The 20,244-nt window shown below is 72.5% G+C and carries 16 protein-coding genes; 8 read left to right on the top strand and 8 right to left on the bottom strand.

The genetic code is table 11. The features are described 5' to 3' along the window. The first annotated feature begins 121 nt into the window (after positions 1-121). The 3 genes from ACIA77_RS22880 to ACIA77_RS22870 all read left to right on the top strand — a co-directional run bounded on the left by ACIA77_RS22880 (position 122) and on the right by ACIA77_RS22870 (position 2,295). Entirely contained in the window at positions 122-247 is a 126-nt protein-coding gene (locus ACIA77_RS22880) for a hypothetical protein (RefSeq protein ID WP_395887958.1), read from the top strand. Positions 248-342: 95 nt separating this feature from the next. Further along, positions 343-987, top strand: coding sequence for a hypothetical protein (locus ACIA77_RS22875; protein WP_395887957.1), 645 nt, complete (start codon positions 343-345; stop codon positions 985-987). A 261-nt stretch (positions 988-1,248) separates the two neighbouring features. Beyond that, positions 1,249-2,295, top strand: a complete 1,047-nt coding sequence (locus ACIA77_RS22870; protein WP_395887956.1) for a ferritin-like protein — start codon at positions 1,249-1,251, stop codon at positions 2,293-2,295. 39 nt (positions 2,296-2,334) lie between these two features. Here the strand turns inward: ACIA77_RS22870 and ACIA77_RS22865 are convergent, their stop codons facing one another. Continuing rightward, positions 2,335-3,663 carry an aspartate aminotransferase family protein gene (locus ACIA77_RS22865; protein ID WP_395887955.1) on the bottom strand — a complete coding sequence of 443 codons (1,329 nt, stop codon included), beginning with the start codon at positions 3,661-3,663 and terminating at the stop codon, positions 2,335-2,337. Positions 3,664-3,747: 84 nt separating this feature from the next. Here ACIA77_RS22865 and ACIA77_RS22860 point away from each other — a divergent pair, with 84 nt between their 5' ends. Beyond that, the gene (locus ACIA77_RS22860) at positions 3,748-4,659 is read left to right on the top strand and encodes a LysR family transcriptional regulator (protein ID WP_395887954.1); all 912 of its coding nucleotides are present in this window, start codon (positions 3,748-3,750) and stop codon (positions 4,657-4,659) included. Between the two features lie 751 nt (positions 4,660-5,410). Here ACIA77_RS22860 and ACIA77_RS22855 read toward each other — a convergent pair. The 6 genes from ACIA77_RS22855 to ACIA77_RS22830 form a co-directional block, all read right to left on the bottom strand. After that, positions 5,411-5,587, bottom strand: coding sequence for a hypothetical protein (locus tag ACIA77_RS22855; protein WP_395887953.1), 177 nt, complete (start codon positions 5,585-5,587; stop codon positions 5,411-5,413). Between the two features lie 415 nt (positions 5,588-6,002). After that, on the bottom strand, positions 6,003-6,371 hold the full coding sequence (locus tag ACIA77_RS22850) for a helix-turn-helix transcriptional regulator (RefSeq protein ID WP_395888069.1): 369 nt from the start codon (positions 6,369-6,371) through the stop codon (positions 6,003-6,005). Positions 6,372-7,689: 1,318 nt separating this feature from the next. Next, a complete protein-coding gene (locus ACIA77_RS22845; protein WP_395887952.1) occupies positions 7,690-8,691 on the bottom strand; it encodes an ATP-binding protein in 1,002 nt (333 codons plus the stop codon). 159 nt (positions 8,692-8,850) lie between these two features. Further along, on the bottom strand, positions 8,851-11,640 hold the full coding sequence (locus tag ACIA77_RS22840; RefSeq protein WP_395887951.1) for an AAA family ATPase: 2,790 nt from the start codon (positions 11,638-11,640) through the stop codon (positions 8,851-8,853). 289 nt (positions 11,641-11,929) lie between these two features. Further along, a complete protein-coding gene (locus ACIA77_RS22835) occupies positions 11,930-12,820 on the bottom strand; it encodes an aldo/keto reductase (protein ID WP_395887950.1) in 891 nt (296 codons plus the stop codon). Further along, positions 12,813-13,523: a FadR/GntR family transcriptional regulator gene (locus ACIA77_RS22830; protein WP_395887949.1), complete on the bottom strand. Its 711-nt coding sequence runs from the start codon at positions 13,521-13,523 to the stop codon at positions 12,813-12,815. The genes ACIA77_RS22835 and ACIA77_RS22830 overlap by 8 nt, the downstream gene beginning before the upstream one ends. A gap of 216 nt (positions 13,524-13,739) precedes the next feature. Here ACIA77_RS22830 and ACIA77_RS22825 point away from each other — a divergent pair, with 216 nt between their 5' ends. Next, complete coding sequence (locus ACIA77_RS22825) at positions 13,740-15,854, top strand: glycosyl hydrolase family 95 catalytic domain-containing protein (protein WP_395887948.1); 2,115 nt, start codon at positions 13,740-13,742, stop codon at positions 15,852-15,854. Positions 15,855-15,924: 70 nt separating this feature from the next. Here the strand turns inward: ACIA77_RS22825 and ACIA77_RS22820 are convergent, their stop codons facing one another. Then, positions 15,925-16,989 (bottom strand): FCD domain-containing protein, encoded by a 1,065-nt coding sequence (locus ACIA77_RS22820; protein ID WP_395887947.1) that lies wholly within the window; start codon positions 16,987-16,989, stop codon positions 15,925-15,927. A gap of 169 nt (positions 16,990-17,158) precedes the next feature. On the opposite strand from ACIA77_RS22820, the gene ACIA77_RS22815 reads away from it, so the two are divergent. From ACIA77_RS22815 to ACIA77_RS22805, 3 genes are read left to right on the top strand one after another with little or no spacing between them, the layout of a single operon-like run. Further along, complete coding sequence (locus tag ACIA77_RS22815; RefSeq protein WP_395887946.1) at positions 17,159-18,430, top strand: ABC transporter substrate-binding protein; 1,272 nt, start codon at positions 17,159-17,161, stop codon at positions 18,428-18,430. Continuing rightward, the gene (locus ACIA77_RS22810) at positions 18,427-19,317 is read left to right on the top strand and encodes a carbohydrate ABC transporter permease (protein ID WP_395887945.1); all 891 of its coding nucleotides are present in this window, start codon (positions 18,427-18,429) and stop codon (positions 19,315-19,317) included. The genes ACIA77_RS22815 and ACIA77_RS22810 overlap by 4 nt, the downstream gene beginning before the upstream one ends. Then, positions 19,314-20,234, top strand: a complete 921-nt coding sequence (locus tag ACIA77_RS22805; protein WP_395887944.1) for a carbohydrate ABC transporter permease — start codon at positions 19,314-19,316, stop codon at positions 20,232-20,234. The genes ACIA77_RS22810 and ACIA77_RS22805 overlap by 4 nt, the downstream gene beginning before the upstream one ends. Positions 20,235-20,244 lie beyond the last annotated feature (10 nt).

Below are 20,244 nucleotides of genomic sequence, written 5' to 3'. Positions count from 1 at the left end.
TGTCCCGACGTGGCCTTCTCCTGGCGACGAGCGGTGCTTCTTTGCTGGTCGCGGGGCGTGGCGGCGCGAACGTGCACCCCGCCGCGGCCGCTCCGGGGTACCCGGTCACGCGACCACCGTCATGGCCCCGCCGAAGCGGGTGGTGGTGGCGGGATACCTCAGGGGACGCCCGCCGGTGCTCAGCATCCCGTACGCGCTCGACGCCGTGGTCCCCAAGCTGGCTGCCGCGCTGAAGACCGGAGCGTGATCCGTCCGCCTCGCCCTGCCGCCGCGAAGGTCCGGACCACGTAACACGTGATCCCGGCCCGGCGATCTTGAGTCGGGACAACGGGGGAGGATCACGTGCGCTGGACGGTGCTCGTCGCTGCCATGCTCGTACTGCTGACCGGCTGCTCGCACGTCGTGGCCGGCCGGCTGGTGCCGACCGACGAGCAGCGCCTGCTCGGTGCGCTGCTCACGGCGGACGAGCTGAACCGGCTGGGCCTCACCCGGCGCGATGCCCCGGTTCCCGTGACCCGGCAGGCCACCAGCCCGTTCTCCGCCGCCACCCCGTGCGCGCAAAGCATCCCGTCTGACTCGAAGCTCGTCGCCGGCGTGCACGTCACCGGTCGGAACCTCGATGGCCGCTTGGGGATCTCCTTCGCCGAGACGATCGCGCGCTACGAAAGCACCACCGGGGCCGAGGTCGTCGCCGAGGCGCGGAAGGTGCTCGGCTGCCGCACCTACGTCCCGGCGGATGTCGTCATCTCGGGGCCGTTGACCGTACCGCGGGTGCCGGGCTTGGCAGCGCAGGCCGGGTATTGCCAGGAGCAGACGATCTACCGTGAACGCGAATGCTCCCTCTTCGCCGCCCACGGCGACTTCGCGCTCGTCGCTCGATTCCGCGCCAGCACGGCGATGATCGAATATCCGCAGCTTCGCGATGCGCTCGCGAAGTGGCTCGATGAAGCCGTCCCGGCGGTGGAGGCGGCGTTCCTCCGGGCGTGAACTCCTTTCGCAGTCGGGGTGGAAGTCCGGCGGCGGGTGGGACCAGCCACGCTCTGCTTGACGCGTACCCCTCGAGGCCGTCTGAAACCCGGCGCTCCCGCTCTTGTCTCGTGACTCGGCCGGACCGGCGGGGTGGGGCCCGCCGGGAGGAAGGACAAGAGCCGGCGCGGAAGTGTGACAGCGAAGTTCCGTGTCACAAACCCCGCGCCCGTCTTGTCCTGCCTGTCGCAACCCGAACCGGCCGACACCCGAGAGGCACCGATGGACACCAGTGGCGCCCACGCCATCGACACCCTGGACGATCTCCGCCGCCACCTGCAGTGGGCGGTCGAGCTCGAACACGCGACCATCCCGCCCTACCTGTGTGCCCTGTACTCCCTCGACGCAAACCGCAACGCCGAGGCGGCGCAGGTCGTGGGGAGTGTGCTCGCCGAGGAGATGATCCACCTGGCGCTGGCGGCGAACCTGCTCAACGCCGTGGGCGGGCAGCCGAAGCTCGACGCGCCGGAGCTGCTGCCCGCGTACCCGCACCCGTTGCCGCACGGGGACAAGTCGTTGCCCGTGAACCTGGTGCCGTTCGGCGAAGAGGCGCTGGAGCTGTTCCTGCGGATCGAGCAGCCCGAGTCGGCCGATGCGCCGCCGCAGTCGGACGAGTACCGGACCATCGGGCAGTTCTACGCGTCCGTCCAAGCGGGACTCCGGAAGCTCTGCGACGAGCTGGGCGAGGAAGCCGTCTTCACCGGTGACGCGACGCGCCAGATCGGCGAGATGCACCTGCACACCGGCGGCGGCGGTGTTCTCCCCGTGACCGACCTGAAGTCGGCGCAGGCCGCGCTCGTGGAAATCGTGGAGCAGGGCGAAGGTGCTGCGCGCACGCAGGTGTGGGACGGCGACCGCGACGTCTTCCACCCCGAACGCGACGAGGTCGCCCACTTCTACCGCTTCCAGGAGCTCAAGCACGGCCGCCGCTACCAGACCGGCGACACCCCGCAGACCGGGCCGACCGGTGAAGAGATCCAGGTCGACTTCGAGGGCGTCCTGCCGATGCGCCGCAACCCGCGCACGGCCGACTACCCCGAAGGCAGCGAAATCCGCACGGCGCAGCAGGAGTTCAACAACACCTACTGCCTGCTGCTCTACCTGCTCGAAGACGCGTTCACCGGCAACCCGGGCCAGCTGCGCGCGGCTGTCGGCACGATGTTCCAGCTGAAGGGCCAGGCGGTGGCGCTGATGAAGATGCCCACCGGTGACGGCAAGACGACGGCGGGCCCGACGTTCGAGTACGTGCCGCCGGAGCAGCGCTCGTAGCGGAAACCCCGGCACAGGGGCGAAATTCCTGTGCCGGGCTCACAGTGTGGCGCGTGCGTCGCCGATCGCTTCGTCCAAAATGGCCAGACCGAGCGACAGCTCGTCCTCGGTGGCCGTGAGTGGTGGCGCGATCCGGAAGACGCCGCCCATGCCCTTCAGCTGCACGATGTTCGTGTGCAGGCCCAAGTCAAGACACCGCTTCGTGACGAGCGCGCCCAGCCGGTCGGAGCTCTCCTTCGTCTCGCGGTCGACGACGAGTTCGAGCCCGGCAAGCAAGCCGCGCCCGCGGATGTCGCCGACGACCTCGTGGCGCGCGGCGATGTCCGTCAGCCCCCGGCGGAGGAACGCGCCGAGTTCGCGGGCGCGCTCGTCGAGGCGGTCGCGCTGCAGGACGTCGAGCACGGTGGTGCCGACGGCGGCGACCAGCGGGTCGGACACGTGCGTGGTGAAGAACAGGAATCCGCGCTCGTGCGCCGTTTCCTCGATTTCGGCGGTGGTCAGCACGGCCGCGAGCGGGAGGCCGGCGCCGAGCGTTTTGGACACCGTGAGGAGGTCGGGCACGACGCCGTCGCGTTCGAACGCGTACCAGGTTCCCGTGCGGCACAGGCCGGTCTGGGCTTCGTCGAGGATCAGCAGCATCCCGCGTTCGCGGCACTTCTCCTGCAGCGCCGCGAAATAGCCGAGTGGCGGCTCGATGATGCCGCCGGAGCTGAGGATCGGCTCGGCGAGGAACGCCGCCAGGCTGCCGACGGACTGCGCGTCGATGAGGTCGAACGCGAAGTCGAGCTGTCGGCGCCAGTCCAGGGAACCGTCGGGTGCGGTGAAGTCGGGGCGGTAGGTGTTGGGCGCGGGGATGGCGAAGTTGCCGGGCGCGGCCGGGCCGTAACCCTTGCGGCCGGCGCTGTAGGTGGCGGCCGCGGCGGCGGCCGTCATCCCGTGCCACGAACGCGCGAACGACACGATCTCGTGCTTGCCGGTCACGAGCTTGGCCAGCCGGATCGCGGCCTCGTTGGACTCCGCGCCGGTGGTCAGCAGCAGCGCCTTCTCCAGCGGCGCCGGGAGCGTCTCGGTCAGCCGCCGCGCCAGGTCGACCACAGGGCGGCTCAGCATGCCGCTGAACAGGTGGTCGAGCGTGCCGATCTGGCGGCGCACGGTCTCGACGATCTCGGGGTGCGAGTGGCCGAGGATCGCGCTCATCTGGCCGGAGGTGAAGTCGAGGATCTTCCGGCCGTCGGCCGTGTGGAGGAAGCTGCCGGCGGCGCGGTCGATGATCTCGCGGGTGAACTCACCGCCGTAGCGCACGAGGTGTCGGTCGGCGTCGGCCCAGAACGCCTCGGCGGACGACGGGGCAGTGGTCGGAGCAGCCATGTCCCCGACGGTAAGACGGCGGCGAGCGTCACGTCCAGCTCACGATTCCGGACGTTCTGTTCGGCAAAACCGCACAATGGGGGAGTGCTGAACCCGTGGCGCCTGCGCCTGCTGACCCGGCTGGACACCCTGGGGACGATCCGCGCGGTCGCCCAGGCGTCGAACCTGAGCGCGTCGAGCGTGTCGCAGCAGCTGGCCGTGCTGGAGGCCGAAACGCACACCACGCTGCTCGAACGCACCGGCCGCCACGTCCGCCTCACCCCGGCCGGGGTCATCCTGGCCCGGCGCGCCCGCGCGATCCTCGACCACATGGACACGGTCGAAGCCGAGCTTCGCGGCTTCGGCGACGAACCCGCCGGCCTGGTCCGGCTGGGCGCGTTCCAGAGCGCCGTCCACACGCTGGCGGTGCCCGCGGCCACGCGCCTGGGCGCGGCGCACCCGGACCTCCACGTCGAGGTCCTCCAGCTCGAACCCCACGAGAGCATGCCCGCCCTCCGCGGCGGTGACGCGGACCTCATCATCACCACCACGGACTTCGTCGAGCAGCCCCTGGACCCCGACGTCGACCTCGTGCCGCTCGCCACGGACCCGATCGTCGCCGTGCTGCCCCCGGACCACCCCGCCACCCGCCGGGGCACCGCCGACCTCGCCACCTTCGCCGACGAAGCGTGGGCGTTCGACATGCCGCAGTCCTACATGGCCACGCTGACCCTGCGGCTGTGCCGCCAGGCGGGTTTCGAGCCGCGCGTGGTGTGCCGGTTCGGCAACTACATGCTCGCCCTGCAGCACGTCGAGGCCGGCCTGTCGATCGCCCTGCTGCCCGGCCTGGCCGTCGATCCGCGCTACCGGGTGGCCACGCGCGAGCTGGCCGCCCCGGTGACGCGCACCATCACCGCCGCCGTCCGCCGCGGCTCACCACAACGCGCGGCGATCCAGGTGGTGCTGGACGCCTTGCGGCAGAACCCCGAACTGCCCCGCCTCGGCGGTGCCGAATAGCTCGCACCGCGAGGAGGAGTGGGGCACAGACACCGCGGACAACGCGGCAAGTGGTTCTCGGCAGCGCCGGGCGCTGCCGACACGACCATGAGCTGTGGGCGCGGACGAATCCGGGTGTGCGGTTGCCTTGCGAGCGAAGCGATCGAGACGGACGAGGTCGCCGACTACCGGCTGAAATCCCCCGTGGCCGGCCGGATGGGCAAGGCTTGTCGAGCACCTCGTGGCCGCCGCCCGCGTCCTCACTTCACGCGGCGAGCTGAACGCGGCGACTTCCCTCGCCGACGCGACCAAGCTCGGCCGGCCGCGGTTCTCGGCTTCGCTCAAGGCGGCGAGCGAGGACCGCTGGCGGCGTTATCGGCTTCCTTGGCACCGAGAGAGGTCCACTTCTGCCGGATCCTGGGCCCGTCCCCTCGCGACAGTGCCGCCTCACGCATCGTGGGCATCGTCGCAACGGGGCAAGGCGAAGCGCTTCGTGCAAGCGCTGCGATGGGACTGCCGCCAGCGGTCGTGAACCGGGCGAAGGGCGGGAAACAGGACGACCGCGAACTGCCCCGCGTCGGGCGGGGCCGAACAGCGGCCGCCACGGGATCGGCGGCGGACCGAGCACCGTTCCGCATCGCGGGACACCCGGGGCATCGCGTGTCCGCAATGTCCACATCGGTCAGTTCGGCTCGTTCACGCCGTGGGCCCGCGCGCCCATCCCTCCCCGGCTGGGCGCGCGGGCGTCTTCCCCCATCCCCGGTGGGAAGTGTCAGTGGAAGTGGCTCGCGATTTCGTCGAGGCGGGTGGACCACGCCGGCGAAGTGCGGCGGAGGCCGACGACGAACGGGGCGGCCGGGCGCCAGCCGGTGGCCCGGCGGCGGGCGGACACCGTGGTGCGCAGCCACTGGGGCACCGGGCCGCGGCGGGGGCCGGGTGTGCGGGTCATGCGGGAGCCCCTCTCGTAGTGGTCTGGTCCAACTGTGGCAGGCCTGGGGTGGCCGGGGCACCCGGTAGGACCCCGGGCCCGTACCCGGGCCCGGTGCGCGCGGGCATCCCCGGTTGCCCGGGACCCGGGGTTCTCCCGGGCGTCTCGGGGCCGCCCGTCCGGTTGACTGGACACCGAGCCGCGGTGGGGGCGTCTGTCCCGGATCCCGCGTGAGCAGTGGGTTCCCCGCCGTCGCGGAAGTCGGCCGAAGCGGAAGGAGCGAGTCATGTCCACCGGTGACCTGGACTGGTGAGCCGTCGAACGGGCGGCGGCGAGTGCGCACGCCGCCCGTGCGTTGTGGTGTGCGCCACGGGAAAACCCCGCGGAGCGCACCGGAGCCCGCGTGGAAAACGTTTGCCACGCACCGAAACCCGGCTCAGTCCGGCAGCGCGGTTCTCAGCTGACGCCGTGACGTGATGCCGAGTTTCGTGAAGATCTTGCTCAGGTGCCATTCGACGGTGCGCGGGCTGAGCACCAGCCGCGCGGCGATCTCGCGGTTGGTGAGGCCGTCGCGGGCCAGGCGGGCGATGAACGCTTCGTGCGTCGTGAGCGGTCCGTCGTCTTCGGCGGGTTTCACGGATTCGGCCGTGGCCAGGAGTTCGCGGTGAGCGCGGTCGGCGAAGGCCGTGGCGCCGATGCGCGTGAACAGGTCCGCCGCGAGCCGCAGTTCGGCGCGGGCGTTGATGCGGCGCCCGCCGCGCCGCAGCCACTCGCCGTGGATCAGGTGGGTGCGGGCGAGCCACATCGCGTCACCGCCGAGGGCCAGGTGTGCCAGCGCCGAGCGGTACAGCGCTTCCGCCTGGGCGCCGGTGCTCACCAGCGCCCGCGACCGGTCCGCGACGCCGCGGGCGAACTCGGTGCCGCTCGCCTCGGTCCGTTCCACGAGCCGGGTGAGCGCGTCGGCCGCGGTTTCCGGTTCGTCGCACCGCACGGCGGCCTCGACGAGTTCCACGAGCCCCACGCCGACGGTCCCGAGGTCGTCCTCGTCTTCCGCGGCCGAGCGGGCCGCGGCGAGCGCCGCGCGGTACTGCCCGAGCCCGTTGTGCAGCACCGCCGCCGAAATCCGCACCACGCGCAGCGCCATGCCCTGCCGTTGCCGGATCGCGCGCTCGGCCGCGGCGCGCACGAGTTCCACGGCCGGCTTTTCGGCTCCGCGGAACGCGGCGAGGAACGGCTCGACGAACTGCCGCGGCGGCGCGCCCGTCGCGGTGGTGATGGCGTCGGCCTCGGCCAGCGACGCGGCGGATTCGGCCATCCGGCCACGGCTGGCCTGCACGTGGGCCAGGTAGCCGAGCGCTCTCGGCAGCAGTCCCAGCGCGCCCGCCGCACGCAGCAGCTCCACTTGGTGCGCCGCCCAGAACACGATGCCGTCGCAGTCGAACAGGTCGCGCGCGAGGTTCGCGCACAGCCAGGTCCACCGGATGTCGGCGGCGCCCGCCGCGCGGAACTCCGCCAGTGCCTCGCGCAGCAGGGGAACGGCGGTCGCGTAGCCGTCGGTGAACCGGACGACCAGACCAGCCAGCAGCAGATCCACCGGGCGCGGCGGCTGCGGTGCGGGTGGCGCCTGCTTGGCGGCCAGCGCCACCGCGCGCACGGGCCGGGTGTCGCCGCCCGCCACGTCACCCGCGAAGATCGCCGCGGTCAGCGCTTCGAGGTAGGTCTCCCGGGCCAGGGCCGGGTCGAGGCCGGCCAGCCCGTCGGCGGCCGCGACGAGAGCCGTGGCCGCTTCGCCCGCGGGCTCCGTGAGCCACCTCGCCTTCGCGGAGATCAAGTCGGCGCGCGCCGCCGGCAAGCGGTCCAGCTCCAGCGCCCGGGCGGCGACGACGAGGCGCGCGGCCGCCGCGGGCTCGCCGGCGTCGAGTTTCGCCTGGGCACCGACGAGGAGCCGGTCGGCGCGGCGGGCGGGGTCGGGGGTCAGGTCGGCGGCCCGGGCGAGGAACGCGGCCGCCGCGGCCGCTCCGCCGCGCGCCCGGGCGCTGCCCGCCGAGTCTTCGAGCTCGGCCGCGATCTCCTCGGACGGACCGGTCGCCGCCTGCGCGCGGTGCCACGCGCGCTGGTCGCGGTCACCGGTTCCGAGGGCGACGGCCAGCGCGTGGTGGACCTGGCGCCGGTCGGCCAGCGGCGCGGAGTGGTAGGTCGCGGGGCGCGCGAGCGGGTGGTGGAACCGCACGAGGCCGTCGACGGTCATCAGGTCCGCGGCCGCCGCTGCGGCGGACTCGTCGACGCCGAGGATCGCGGCCGCCCGCCGCAGCAGCGCCGGATCCCCGGTCGGCTCGGCGGCGGCGAGCAGGAGCAGCCGCCGCGTCGGCCACGGCAGGTTCGCGGATCCGGCGGGCGAACTCGCGTTCCCGCTGGTCGACGATCGTCCGCACGGCGGCGGGGCCGAAGCCGCCGGAAAGATCCGTGTGCGAGAACACGAGCTGCAGCCCGGCCAGCGCCGCCGGGTTTCCCCGCGCTTCGGCGACCATCCGGCGGCGCACGCGTTCGTCGAGCAGCTGGGGGAGCACCGTGGTGAGCAGCGCGTAGGCGGCTTCGTCGGCGAGTGGGCCGATTCGCAGGTCCGGCAGCCCCGACAGCCGCGCCGGCACTTCCCGCGCGGCGAACACGATGACGACACCCGGCGGCGGCCGGTGCGCGATCGTCGCGAGGACGTGCAGCGACGGGTGGTCGAGCCACTGCGCGTTGTCCACGAACCAGATCACGGTCCGGTCCGGCTCGGCCAGGATCGCCGCGGCACCCGCCGCGACCAGGCCGGGATCCGGCGCGGGGCCGTCGGCGAACCCGAGTGCGCGGTGCAGCGCCGAACGCTCGGGATCGGGCAGTCCGGCCAGCCGTCCGGTGCCGGAGGTCAGCAGCTGGTGCAGACCCGCGTAGGCGAACTCGCGCTCGGACTCCGCGCCGCGCACGCGGATCAGGCGCGACTCGGGTGCTCGCGCGAGGGCGGCTTCGATCAGGGTCGTCTTGCCGATGCCGGCTTCACCGTGGACGACGAGCACTCCGCCGCGGCCGGTCACCAGGCCGGTGAGCACCTGCAGCTCCCGCTCGCGGCCGAGCAGGCCCGTCACGGGGAAACGCCGGAATCGCCGCGGTGGACACCGACGGCTTGTTTCCCAGTCACGCGAACTCCGACCTCCCCCGTCCAAGGTAGCTCACCCGGGGGTGGCCGGGCTGGACGGCGAGGGCGGGCCGGTGCCGCGGTCAGTCCGGGAAAGCCCGGCGGAACGTCACAGTTCGGACGGCTGATTCGCGCCGCGGGCCAGCAGTGCGGCCGGCAGGCCCCGGCGCGAGGTGATGCCGAGCTTGGCGAAGATCTTGCCCAGGTGCCATTCGACGGTGCGGGGGCTGAGGAACAGCTGCGCGGCGATCTCCTGGTTGGTGTGGCCGTCGGCGGCCAGCCGGGCGATGTAGGACTCCTGGCCCGTCAGCGTGTCCGAGACGGCCGCGGCCGGCGCGCGCACCGGTTCGCCCGCGGCCACGAGCTCCCTGCGGGCGCGTTCGGCGAACGCGGCGGCACCGACGCGGGTGAAGCTGGCGTGCGCGTGCTTGAGCTGCTCGACGGCCTCGCTCAGCCGGCCCTCGCCGCGCAGCCATTCGCCGTAGACGAGCTGCGCGCGGGCGAACATGGGGTCGGTGCGGCGGCGGTCGAGGTGCGCGAGCGCGGCGCGGTAGAGGGTGTCGGCTTCGGCGCCCGACGCGAGCAGTGCCCGGGACCGCGCGGCGACGCCGAGCGCCAGTTCGGTGCCGCTCGCTTCGGCGCGCGTGACGAGCACGCGCAGCGACTCCGCCGCGAGCTCCGGCTCCCCGCTGCGCACGGCCGCTTCGACGCGTTCGAACAACATGTACCCGTACAGGCCGAGATCGTCGTGTTCCAGGGCGAGCCCGGTGGCCGCCAGCGCGTCGCGCCACTGGCCGAGTCCGTTGTGCAGCACGGACAACGCGTATTGGATCACGGGGATGACGCGCCCCTCACCGCGCACGGTCGCCCGCCGGCGGATCTCGCGCACCAGCCGCAGCGTCCGCTCCTCCTCGCCGCGGTGGGCGGCCAGCACGGGCTGAACGTCGAGTGGCGGAAGCGCGCCCACGGCGTTGCTGATCGCCGTGGCCTCCTGCAGCAGGGCGTCGGCCTCGTCGAAGCGGCCGGCCTGCACGCCCACGCCGGCGCGGTACACGAGCGCGACCGGCAGCAGCGTGAGCGCGCCCTCGCTGCGCAGGATCTCCACCTTCTTGGCGGCCAGCTCGTCCCAGGAGTCCTTGTCCCACAGCTCGAGCGCGATGCGGCCGACGATGCCGTACCAGCGTGGAGCGGCGACGCCTTCGTCGTCCTCACGGCGGAACTCCCGCGCGGCCTCGAGCAGCTGCGGCGCGGCGGCCACGTACCCGGCGGTGAAGCGCTTCACCAGCGCGTCGAGCAGCAGGTCCACCGCCCGCGGCGGGTCCGGGGCCGGCGGTGCGGCCCGCGCGGCCCGCGCGACGCCTTCGGGCCCGTCCTCCTCGCTCCACACGAAGCGGCCCGCGAACACCGACGACATCAGCGCTTCGACGTAGGTCTCGCGCGAGAGCTCCGGATCGAGGTCGCGCAGGCGGCGCGCGGCGTCGAGCAGCAGCGCCGGTGCGTCGCCGCCGCGGTGGCGGGCGAACGCGATCTGGGAGCGCAACAGGTCGATCCGCGCGCGTTGCAGTTCGTCGGTCTGCGCGGCCTCGGCGACGGCGAGCAGGGCCAGCGCCGCGCCGGGCGCGCCCGCGTCGAGCTTGGCCTGCGCCGCCGCCAGGGCCCGGCGCGCGCGGTCCTCGGGATCGGGCGTCAGGTCGGTGGCGTGGGCGAGGAACGCCGCGGCCGCCGCGACCCCGCCACGTGCCTGGGCCCGGTCGGCGGAGCGCTCCAGCTCGGCCGCGATCTCTTCCGAGGGACCGGCCGCGGCCTGCGCGCGGTGCCACGCCCGGTGCTCGCTGTCGACCCGCGGGTCGATGGCGTCGGCGAGCGCTCCGTGCACTCGCCGGCGGTCACGCAGGCTCGCCGAGTGGTAGACGGCGGAGCGCACCAGCGCGTGGCGGAACCGCACGCGCGCGCCGATGCTGATCAGCTCGGCCGTTTCGGCGGGTTCCGCGACTTCGACGCCGAGCCCGAGACGGGTGGCGGCGCGCCACAGCAGCGCGGCTTCCCCCACCGGGTCGGCGGCCGCGACGAGCAGCAGCAGCCGGGTGTCGGACGGCAGCGTCTGCAGCTGGGCCGCGAAGCTGCGTTCGACGCGCCCGATCAGCGGCCGGTCGCCGCCGACCAGGCTGTAGCCGCCGGCCAGCGCGGCGGGCGGGCGGTCGCGCGGCAGCTCCAGCAGGGCCAGCGGGTTGCCGCGCGCCTCGGCGAGGATGCGTTCGCGCACGCGGTCGTCCATCCGCCCGGGCATCGCCGTCTCCAGCAGCTGCCGGGAGTGCCGGTCGTCGAGGCCGGTGAGCACGAGCTCGGGAAAACCGTCGAGGCCTTCGAGTTCGCGCTTGTCCTCGCTCTCGCGCACGGCGAAGATCATCGCGATCGGGTCGGCGTCGAGGCGCCGCGCGACGAGCGAAAGGGTCTGGACCGAAGCGCTGTCGAGCCATTGCACGTCGTCGACCACGCACACGAGCGGCAGTTTCGCGGCCGACTCCGCCAGCAGCGTCAGCGCGGCGAGCCCGACGAGAAACCGGTCCGGCGGCCGGCCTTCGCGGAGCCCGAACGCCGTGGAGATCGCTTCGCGCTGCGGAGCGGGCAGGCTGTCGAGTCGGTCGAGCATCGGCGCGCACAGCTGGTGCACACCGGCGAACGCCAGCTCCATCTCCGATTCCGCACCCGAGATCTGAGCGATCCTCAGGTCCGAGGCGGTGGCGGTGACGTGGTTCAGCAGCGCCGTCTTCCCGACGCCTGGTTCGCCCCGCACCACCAGAACCGAGCTGCGGCCGTTGCGCGCGTCTTCGACCAACCGGTCGAGGAGCGCGAGCTCACGAGCTCGGCCGAGGAGCGCGGGAGGACCCGGTATGGCCACCCGTCTCCTCCTTCGCGCCGCCGGCGGAACTGCTTTCGCCGTCTTGCCTCCCGGTCCGGAGGCGGCGCGATTTCACGTATAGCACCGCCCTCGCCGGCCCGGCAAGCACGCGCCACCACCGCCGTACGCTGCGGGAATCAGGCCTGCACTTCGGACATCGGGGGCGCGGCCGCCGTCTGTGGTGATCACCACCCCGTCCCGGCCCGCGCGGCGACCGTCAAGGAGCCGGACGCGCGTTCCGCGGGCAGCCGACTGCTTCGTCCACAGTGGAATCCTGCCCGGCGGCGGATCACCACCCGGCGGCGAGATCGGCCAGTTCGGACCACAACGCGGCCGGGATGGGGGTCGTGAGGTGTGCGGCGTTCTGCTCGACCTCGTCCGGGGTGCGAGCGCCGATGACGAGGGTGGTGATCGCCTTGTGCCGCAACGGGAACTGCACCGCCGCGGCGGGCAGGGGCACGCCGTGGCGGGCGCACGCGGCGGCCAGCGCGTCGACCTTCGCGCGCACGTCGGGTGGCACGGGCCGGTAGTCGAAGTGCGCGCCGGGGCCGGGGTCGGCGAGCACGCCGCTGTTGAACACCCCGCCCGCCACCACCTCGACCCCGCGCGCGGCGCACGACGGCAGCAGTTCGGCGGCGGCGGTGCGGTCCAGCAGCGTGTAGCGGCCGGCGACGAGCACGCAGTCGAGGTCGGTCTCCGCGACGAAGCGCGTCAGCATCCCGGCCTGGTTCATGCCGACGCCGATCCGCCGCACGGCGCCTTCGGCCCGCAGCCGCGCCAGCGCCGGGTACGCGGCGCCGACCGCGTCCTCCCAGTGGTCGTCGGGGTCGTGGATGAACAGCGTGTCGAACCGGTCGAGCCCGGTGCGGGCCAGGCTCTCGGCGAGCGAGGCGTAGACGCCGTCGGCGGAGTAGTCGCGCACGCGCACGAGCCCGCCGTCGCCGGGCCGCAGCAGCCGGCCGACCTTGCTCGACACGACGACCTCGTCGCGGGGCTTGTCGCGCAGGAACGCGCCGAGCCGTCGTTCCGCGATCCCCGCGCCGTAGTGCGGTGCGGTGTCGAAGTAGCGGATTCCGGTGGCCCAGGCCGCTTCCAGGGTGGCGCGCGCGGTGGTTTCGCCGACGTCTTCGTACAGTCCGGCGATCGCCGCGGTGCCGAGTCCGACGATCGGTTCAGCCATCGCCATCTCCGGAGCCGGTCGAGCCCGCGCCGTGCACGCGGCGCAGCCAGTGTTCGGTCGTGCTGATGTGGACCAGCGCGGCAGCCTGCGCGAGCGCCGCGTCGCCGTCGGCGAGCGCGGCGTAGATCGCGTCGTGCTCGGCGAGGGTGCGGTCGGCGGAGCCGGCTTCGACCAGCCCGCGCCACACCCGCGCGCGGAAGGTCCCGCTGGAGATGCCGTCCAGCAGCGTGGTCAGCGCTTCGTTCCCGGTGGCAGCCACGACTGCGCGGTGGAACGCGGCGTCGTGCTGGTTGAGCACTTCGACGTCGTCGGCCGCGGCGCGCATCGCCGCGAGGTGGCCGTGGATCTGCTCGAGGTGCTGCGGGGTGGCGCGCGTGGCGGCGAGCCCGGTCGCGACCGGTTCGAACAGCCGGCGCACCTCGGTCAGCTCGAGCAACGTGTTGCCCTGCATGAGTTCCACGGCCAGGCCGAGCCCTTCGAGCAGGACGGTGGGCGCCAGGCTCGTCACGTAGGTGCCGTCGCCGCGGCGCACGTCGAGCACGCGGGCGACCGCGAGCGCTTTGACGGCCTCGCGCATGGGGGAGCGGGAGATGCCGAGTTCGGTGGCCAGCTGGTGCTCCGGCGGCAGCTTCGACCCCGGCGGCAGCTTGCCGGACTGGATCAGCTCGCGGATGCGGGCGATCGCCTCGTCGGTGAGTGACACCCCGGCGACGGTAGCGCCAGACATGTGACGTCTGCAAGGGCCCGCCGGGGGTTACATCAGATGTCTCGACCGGATTCCGCTGTCCGGCCGACAAGTCACCAGGGTTTTTCGGTTCAGATCTGGACACCCGCTCCCACCTCGCCTACACATACGTATGTTGTTTGCGGACCGCGAGTCGACCCTCTCCACCACCCCACCGGACGAAGGAGTCCTCCCATGTCCTCACCCGGCTTCTCGCGCCGGAGCCTGCTCGGCGCGGCGATGGCGGGCGGCGCGCTCGCCTTGACCACGGCCGCGCTGGGCCGCGTCAGCGCCGCCGCCGCGACCGGCGTGAAACCCGCGCCCGGCCAGGACTACGTGCTGTGGTTCGACGAACCCGCGCAGACCTGGCAGGAACAGGCCTTCCCCGTCGGCAACGGGGCGGCCGGCGCGATGGTCTACGGCACCGTCGAGTCCGAGCAGATCCAGTTCAACCACGACACCCTCTGGAACGGCGGCCCCGGCTCGGTCGACGAGGGCCACGAGTACCACTTCGGCAACTGGTACGACCAGCGTCCGGACGCGCTCGCCGGGGTGCGGGCCACGATCGCGGCCACCGGCAGCGCCGACACCGGGCCCGCGATGGCCGCGCTCGGCCAGACCAAGTGGGGCTACGGCGCGTACCAGACCTTCGGCGACCTCTTCCTCGACCGCACCACACCCGCCGGGGACGTGACCGGCTACCGGCGCGAGCTGGACCTGGCGACCGGTGTCGCGACCGTCCGCTTCACCACCGCTGACGGGGTCACGCACACGCGTGAGCTGTTCGCCAGCTACCCCGACCACGCGATCGTCACGCGGGTGAGCGCGAGCGGTCGCGGCCAGGTGTCGTTCACCGCGCGGTTCGCGACGGCCGACAACCGCACGGTCGCGTACTCGGCCGGCGATGGCCGGATCACGATGCGCGGCGCGCTGACGCACAACGGCATGGTTTTCGAGGCGCAGGTCCGCGTGCTGGCCGAAGGCGGGAAGGTGACCACCGACCCGGCCGGCGCGGTGACCGTGACCGGCGCCGACGCGGCGACGCTCGTGCTGGTCCCCGGCACGGACTACGCGCCCGTGTACCCGCACTACCGCGGCGCGGATCCGCACGCCCCGGTGACGTCCACAGTGGACGCCGCGGCCCGCCGCGGGTACCGCGCGCTGCGGGAGCGGCACGTCGCCGATCACCGCGGGTTGTTCGACCGGGTGCGCATCGACGTCGGGCAGCAGCCGACCACGGTGGCGACCGACGAGGCGCTGCAGGCGTTCAAGACGGCCCGCAACCAGGGGCAGATCCCCGCCGACCCGCAGCTGGAGATGCTGCACTTCCAGATCGGCCGGTACCTGCTCATCGGCTCGTCGCGCGCGGGCTCGCGGCCGGCGAACCTGCAGGGCGTGTGGAACGACTCCACCAACCCCGACTGGCAGGCCGACTTCACGACGAACATCAACCTGGAGATGAACTACTGGCCCTCGGAGGTCACCAACCTGACCGAGACCGTGCCGCCGCTGGTCGACTTCATCGAAGGGCTGCGGGAACCGGGCCGCGTCACCGCCCGCGAGCTCTGCGGGGTGGCGCAGGGGTTCGCGGCGATGAGCCACGTCAACGTCTTCGGCTACACCGGCGTCTCGACGAACGCCGCGACGTGGGCACCGGAGTCCACGGCCTGGCTCATCCGCGACGAGGCCGACAGCGGCCACCGGCACATGTCCTTCAGCTACCCGCTCTTCCCCGGCCACCAGATCACCGCCGAGGGCACCCCGGAGTTCTACGAGGCCGCGCGGGTGGCCGTCGAGGCCCGCACCGCGCACACCGCGCAGAACGACATCGGCTGGAACCGCGCCCAGAAGATCAACGCCTTCGCGCGCCTGCACAACGGCGACCAGGCCCGCGAGCAGCTCGACCACCTGTTGTGGCGCAACACGTTCCCCAACTTCCTCAACGACTGGCCCTTCCAGATCGACGGCAACTTCGGCGTCGCGTCCGGCGTTGCGGAGATGCTGCTGCAGAGCCACGCCGGGTTCGTCGAGGTGCTCCCGGCGCTGCCGACGGGGTGGGGGACCGGCTCGTTCCGCGGCCTGCGGGCGCGCGGCGCGTTCACCGTCACCGCGGCCTGGGCCGGCGGCCGCGCCACGGAGATCGGCGTGACCTCCGACGCGGGCAGCGACCTGAAGCTGCGCAGCACCCTGCTCTCGGGTCCGGTGCGCGTGCACGCCACGGGGGGTCCGGCGCCGCGGTTCACCGTGCACGACGGAGAACTGGCCATGGCCACCCGCCGCGGAGCCACCTACACGATCACCGCCGCGTGATCCCGTGACCCCCGGTGGTGGCGGCCCGGTCACCCGAACCCCCGGGCCGCCACCGCCGGGGCCCGGCGCTTCAGGTGGAGCTGGCCCGCCCCCGGGCGTGGGCGCCGAACAGCCGGGCCGCTTCGTCCGGGTCGCCCGCCGCCAGTGCCGCGACGAGGTCGGCGTGGCGTTCCGCCATGGCGGACCAGTCGCCGTCGTAGAGCGGGTTGCCGACGACGTGCAGGCCCCACAGGTTGGGTTCGATCGTGCGCCACAAGCGGTCGAGGAAGGAATTGCCGCTGGCGGCGCAGACATCGCGGTGGAAGGTGATGTCGGCTTCCCGGAAGGCGCCGATGTCACCCGCCGTCGCCGCGGTGCGCATGCGGTCGACGGACGCTTCGAGCAATCGCAGGGTTCGCGGTTGCACGCGGGCCGTCGCCTCGCGGGCGGCGAACTCCTCGAGCACCACGCGCACGTCGCGCACCTCGCGGGCCTGTTCGGCGGAGATCTCGGCGACGTAGTTCCCGCGGTGCGGCAGCGAGCTCACGAGCCCCTCGTGCACGAGCCGTTTGATCGCCTCGCGCGCGGGTGCCTGGCTCGTGCCCAGCTGGCGCGCGATCGCGGACTCGACCAGTCGCATCCCGGGCCGCAGCTCGCCGTCGATGATCTGCTGGCGCAGCACGGTGTGCACCTGGTCCGACAGCAGTCCCCGGCCCGCGCGGTCCGGAGTGGACAGCCGGGTCGGCGCGGGTTCGGGCGCGCGGTGCTCGCGCCAGATCCGCGACACGGTGGACTGCGAGAGGCCGACGGTGCGGGCCAGCGACCGGGTCGTGGGCACCTCGCCGCCGCGCCGGGCTTCGGCGATCGCGGACAGCACGAGCCGTTCGGCTTCGGCGCGGTCCGGGCTGCGGGGCCGGCCGGAGCGGGGCGCGTCGGCGAGGCCGTCGGGGCCGCGGCGCAGGAACCGGTTCCGCCACTTCGCCGCGGTCGCCGCGCTCACGCCGAGGCGGCGCGCAACCTCGTCGACGTCGAGGCCGTCGGCGCAGCTCAGCACGATCCTGCTGCGCAACCCGAGGGGACCCGAGTCCTGGCTGGCCCAGCCCAGCAGCGTCGACCGCTCGGCGTCGGTCAGCCGCACCGTGGCGTCCTCTGTCATGCCGGACAGGCTACACACTTCTGACTCAATCCTCGGACTTCTGGCAGGTTCTCCGCGTTGACAAGCTGATTTGCCGAGAAGTACAAATCACTCAGCAGTCGTTAGCTGAACCCAAATTCGACCAACCACGCACGTGGCTTTCACGCGGTTCTCTCAATGAGGAGGAGCGATGCGTCCAGCACGTACCCGCGGGGGCATCGCCGTTCTCGGCGCCTTGCTCGCGCTCGCACTCGCCGGTTGCGGCGGCGGCGGTTTCGCGGATTCCGGCTCCGCGGGCGGTGAGACCGGCTCGATCCGGATGCTCGTCAACATCACCCCGAACCTGACCCAGGACTTCTGGGAGAAGCTCGTCGCCCCGTTCGAGAAGGCGAACCCGGGGGTCGACGTGGTCGTCGAGGCCCCGTCGGGCAAGAGCGTCTCGGACACGCTGCAGCAGGAACTCGCCGCCGGGAACACGCCCGACGTCGTCGAGACCCTGATGGCCGACCCGGCGCTCGCGCCCCACCTCGTCGACCTGACCGGCGAGGCCTGGGTCAAGAACACGCCGCTGGTGGACCAGGCCTCACTCGGCGGCAAGATCTACAACGTCGGCGTGGGCGAACAGGCCCAGTCGCTGGTGTTCTACAACAAGGCCGCCTTCGAGAAGGCCGGCATCACCACGCCACCGTCCACACTGGACGAGATGACGCAGGACCTCGGCAAGCTCAAGGCCGCGGGCTACCTGCCCCTGCAGACCTCCGGCGACTTCGCCACCGGGCTGCAGCTGCTGCAGCTGACCGACCCCGCGCTGGCGGCGGCGAACCCGCAGTTCTACGCCGACGTGCGCGCCGGCAAGACCACCGTCGGCAAGGCGATGCTGCCCTACCTCAAGCTGTACCAGTCGTGGCTCGACCAGGGCTACGTCGACAAGAACGCCCTCGGCCTGAAGTACCCCGACGCCGAGACGGCGTTCCTGCAGGGCAAGGCCGGCATGTTCGTGATGGGCAGCTGGTTCACCGCCTCGGAAGCGAAGGCGAAGAAGGACTTCGAGGTCGGCGTCTTCCCCGCCCCGGTGTCCGGCGGGCAGAAGAGCCCCGGGGCGCAGGGCGCCACGATGGCCGCGCCGTACCTGATCATGAAATCGACCCAGCACCGCGAGCTGGCCACGAAGCTCGTGCGCTGGCTCGTCACGGACAACCAGGCCGTGGCCGCGCAGCTCAAGCAGGACGGCAACTTCCGCACCGGTGTCCAGCGCGAATTCACGCCGCTGGAACAGGCCGTGCAGAAGATCCTCGACGACGCGCCGGCCAAGGTCGCCCAGGGTGAGGGCTACGGCGACTCGACGTTGCCGCGCGGGTTCAACTCCGCGTGGAACACCGAGGTGCAGGGCCTCTACATCGGACACTCGCCGGAGGCGGTCGCCGACGCCGTCGACCGCTGGGTGTCGGCGCACGCGAAATGAGGCCGCCGAGTAGCCGCCGTGACGGCGGGGTCGCCACCGCGGTGATGGTGCTCCCGGCGACCGCGCTGTACACGGTGCTGCTGATCGTCCCGGTCGGCCTCGCGATCTACCTGAGCCTCACCGACTGGGACGGCTACAGCGCCGATCCGTCGTTCGTCGGCGGGGCCAACTACAGCGAAGTCCTCGGTGATCCCGAGTTCCGGCGGGCGGCGCTCGTCACGCTGCTCGCCGCGGTGGCCGGCACGGTGCTGATGAACGTGCTGGGCCTGGGCTTCGGGATGCTGGGGAGCCGCACGTCGCGCGTGAGCTCGATCCTGCGGACGATCCTGTTCTACCCGCACGTGCTTTCCGCGCTGGTCGTCGGCTTCCTGTGGAGCGCGATCCTCGGCACCAACGGCGCCGTCAACAGCTTCCTCACCGGCCACGGCGCGAAGCTGCTGCCGTTCCTGTCCGATCCGGACTGGGCGACGGTCACGCTCATCGCGGTGCTCGTGTGGGCCGGGTTCGGGGTGTCGACGGTGCTCTACGTGGCCGGTCTGCAGACCGTGCCGCAGAACCTGATCGAAGCCGCCCGCATCGACGGCGCGACGCGGTGGCAGACCTTCCGGCACGTGACGCTGCCGGCCATCGCGCCGGTGGTGACCGTGAACCTGGTGCTGAGCCTCATCACGCTGCTCAAGACCTACGACCTGGTCGTGTCGCTCACCTCGGGCGGCCCGGCGGGCCAGACGCAGACGCTGGCCTACCTGATCCTGTGGAACTCCTTCCACGACGGCCGCCTCGGCTTCGGCTCCGCGCAGTCGGTGGTGCTCATGATCGTCACCGCCGGGCTCGCGCTCGCCGTCACCCGCCTGCGCCGCCGCGCCGACCAAGGAGCGCACGCATGACCACCGGTGTCCCCACCGCCCCGGTCGCCAGGGCCGATCTCGCGCCACCGCCGCCGGTCCCGCCGGCACGCCCGAAACGAGCCGGGCGCAACCCCCTGCGGCTCGTCCTGCGCGGGCTGGTGCTGGTGCTCGTCGCGATCGTCCTGCTGGTGCCGCTGTACCTGTTGCTGGTCAACGCGTTCAAGGACCAGCAGGCGATACTGGCCGACCCGTTCGGGTTCTCCGGCGGCCTCACGCTCGAGCACCTCGGGGCGGCGCTGCGGAACCCGCGGTTCTCGATCGTCAAGGGGTACGCCATCACCGTGCTGTTCGTGGTGCTGGTGAACGTGTTCTCGGTGCTGCTGGCCGGCCCCGCGGCGTACGTGATCGCCCGCAGCGACAAACGCGTGTTCCGCGTGCTGATGGTGTTCTTCCTGGCCGGCACGTTCATCCCCAGCCAGGTGCTGGTGATCCCGGTCGTCTACGTGCTCAAGACCCTCGGGCTCATGGGCACGATCCCCGGGTACGTGCTGTTCGAGACCACGCTGACGCTGCCGTTCTCGATCTTCCTCTACGCGGGGTTCATCCGCACCGTGCCGCGCGACCTCGACCAGGCCGCCGCGCTCGACGGGTGCGGGCGGATGCGGACGTTCTGGCGGATCGTGTTCCCGCTGATGCGCCCGGCCGTGGCCACCATGGTCATCCTCAACACGTTCTCGGTGTGGAACGACTTCGTGAACCCGCAGACCATCCTCGGTCCGAGCAGCGGCCTCTACACGGTCACCACCGGGATTTACGCGGCGGTCGGGCAGTACCAGACCGACTACACCGTGGTGTTCCCGACGCTGCTGCTCGCCATCGCCCCGCTGCTCGTGTTCTTCGTGATCATGCAGCGGCACATCATCTCGGGCCTCACCGCCGGTTCGACGAAGGGTTGACCCACCCGCC

This window comes from Amycolatopsis sp. NPDC051903, from assembly GCF_044452505.1.
Classification (GTDB): domain Bacteria; phylum Actinomycetota; class Actinomycetes; order Mycobacteriales; family Pseudonocardiaceae; genus Amycolatopsis.
Note: the sequence above shows the minus strand (reverse complement) of the source record. Positions and strands in the feature narration are given on the sequence as shown.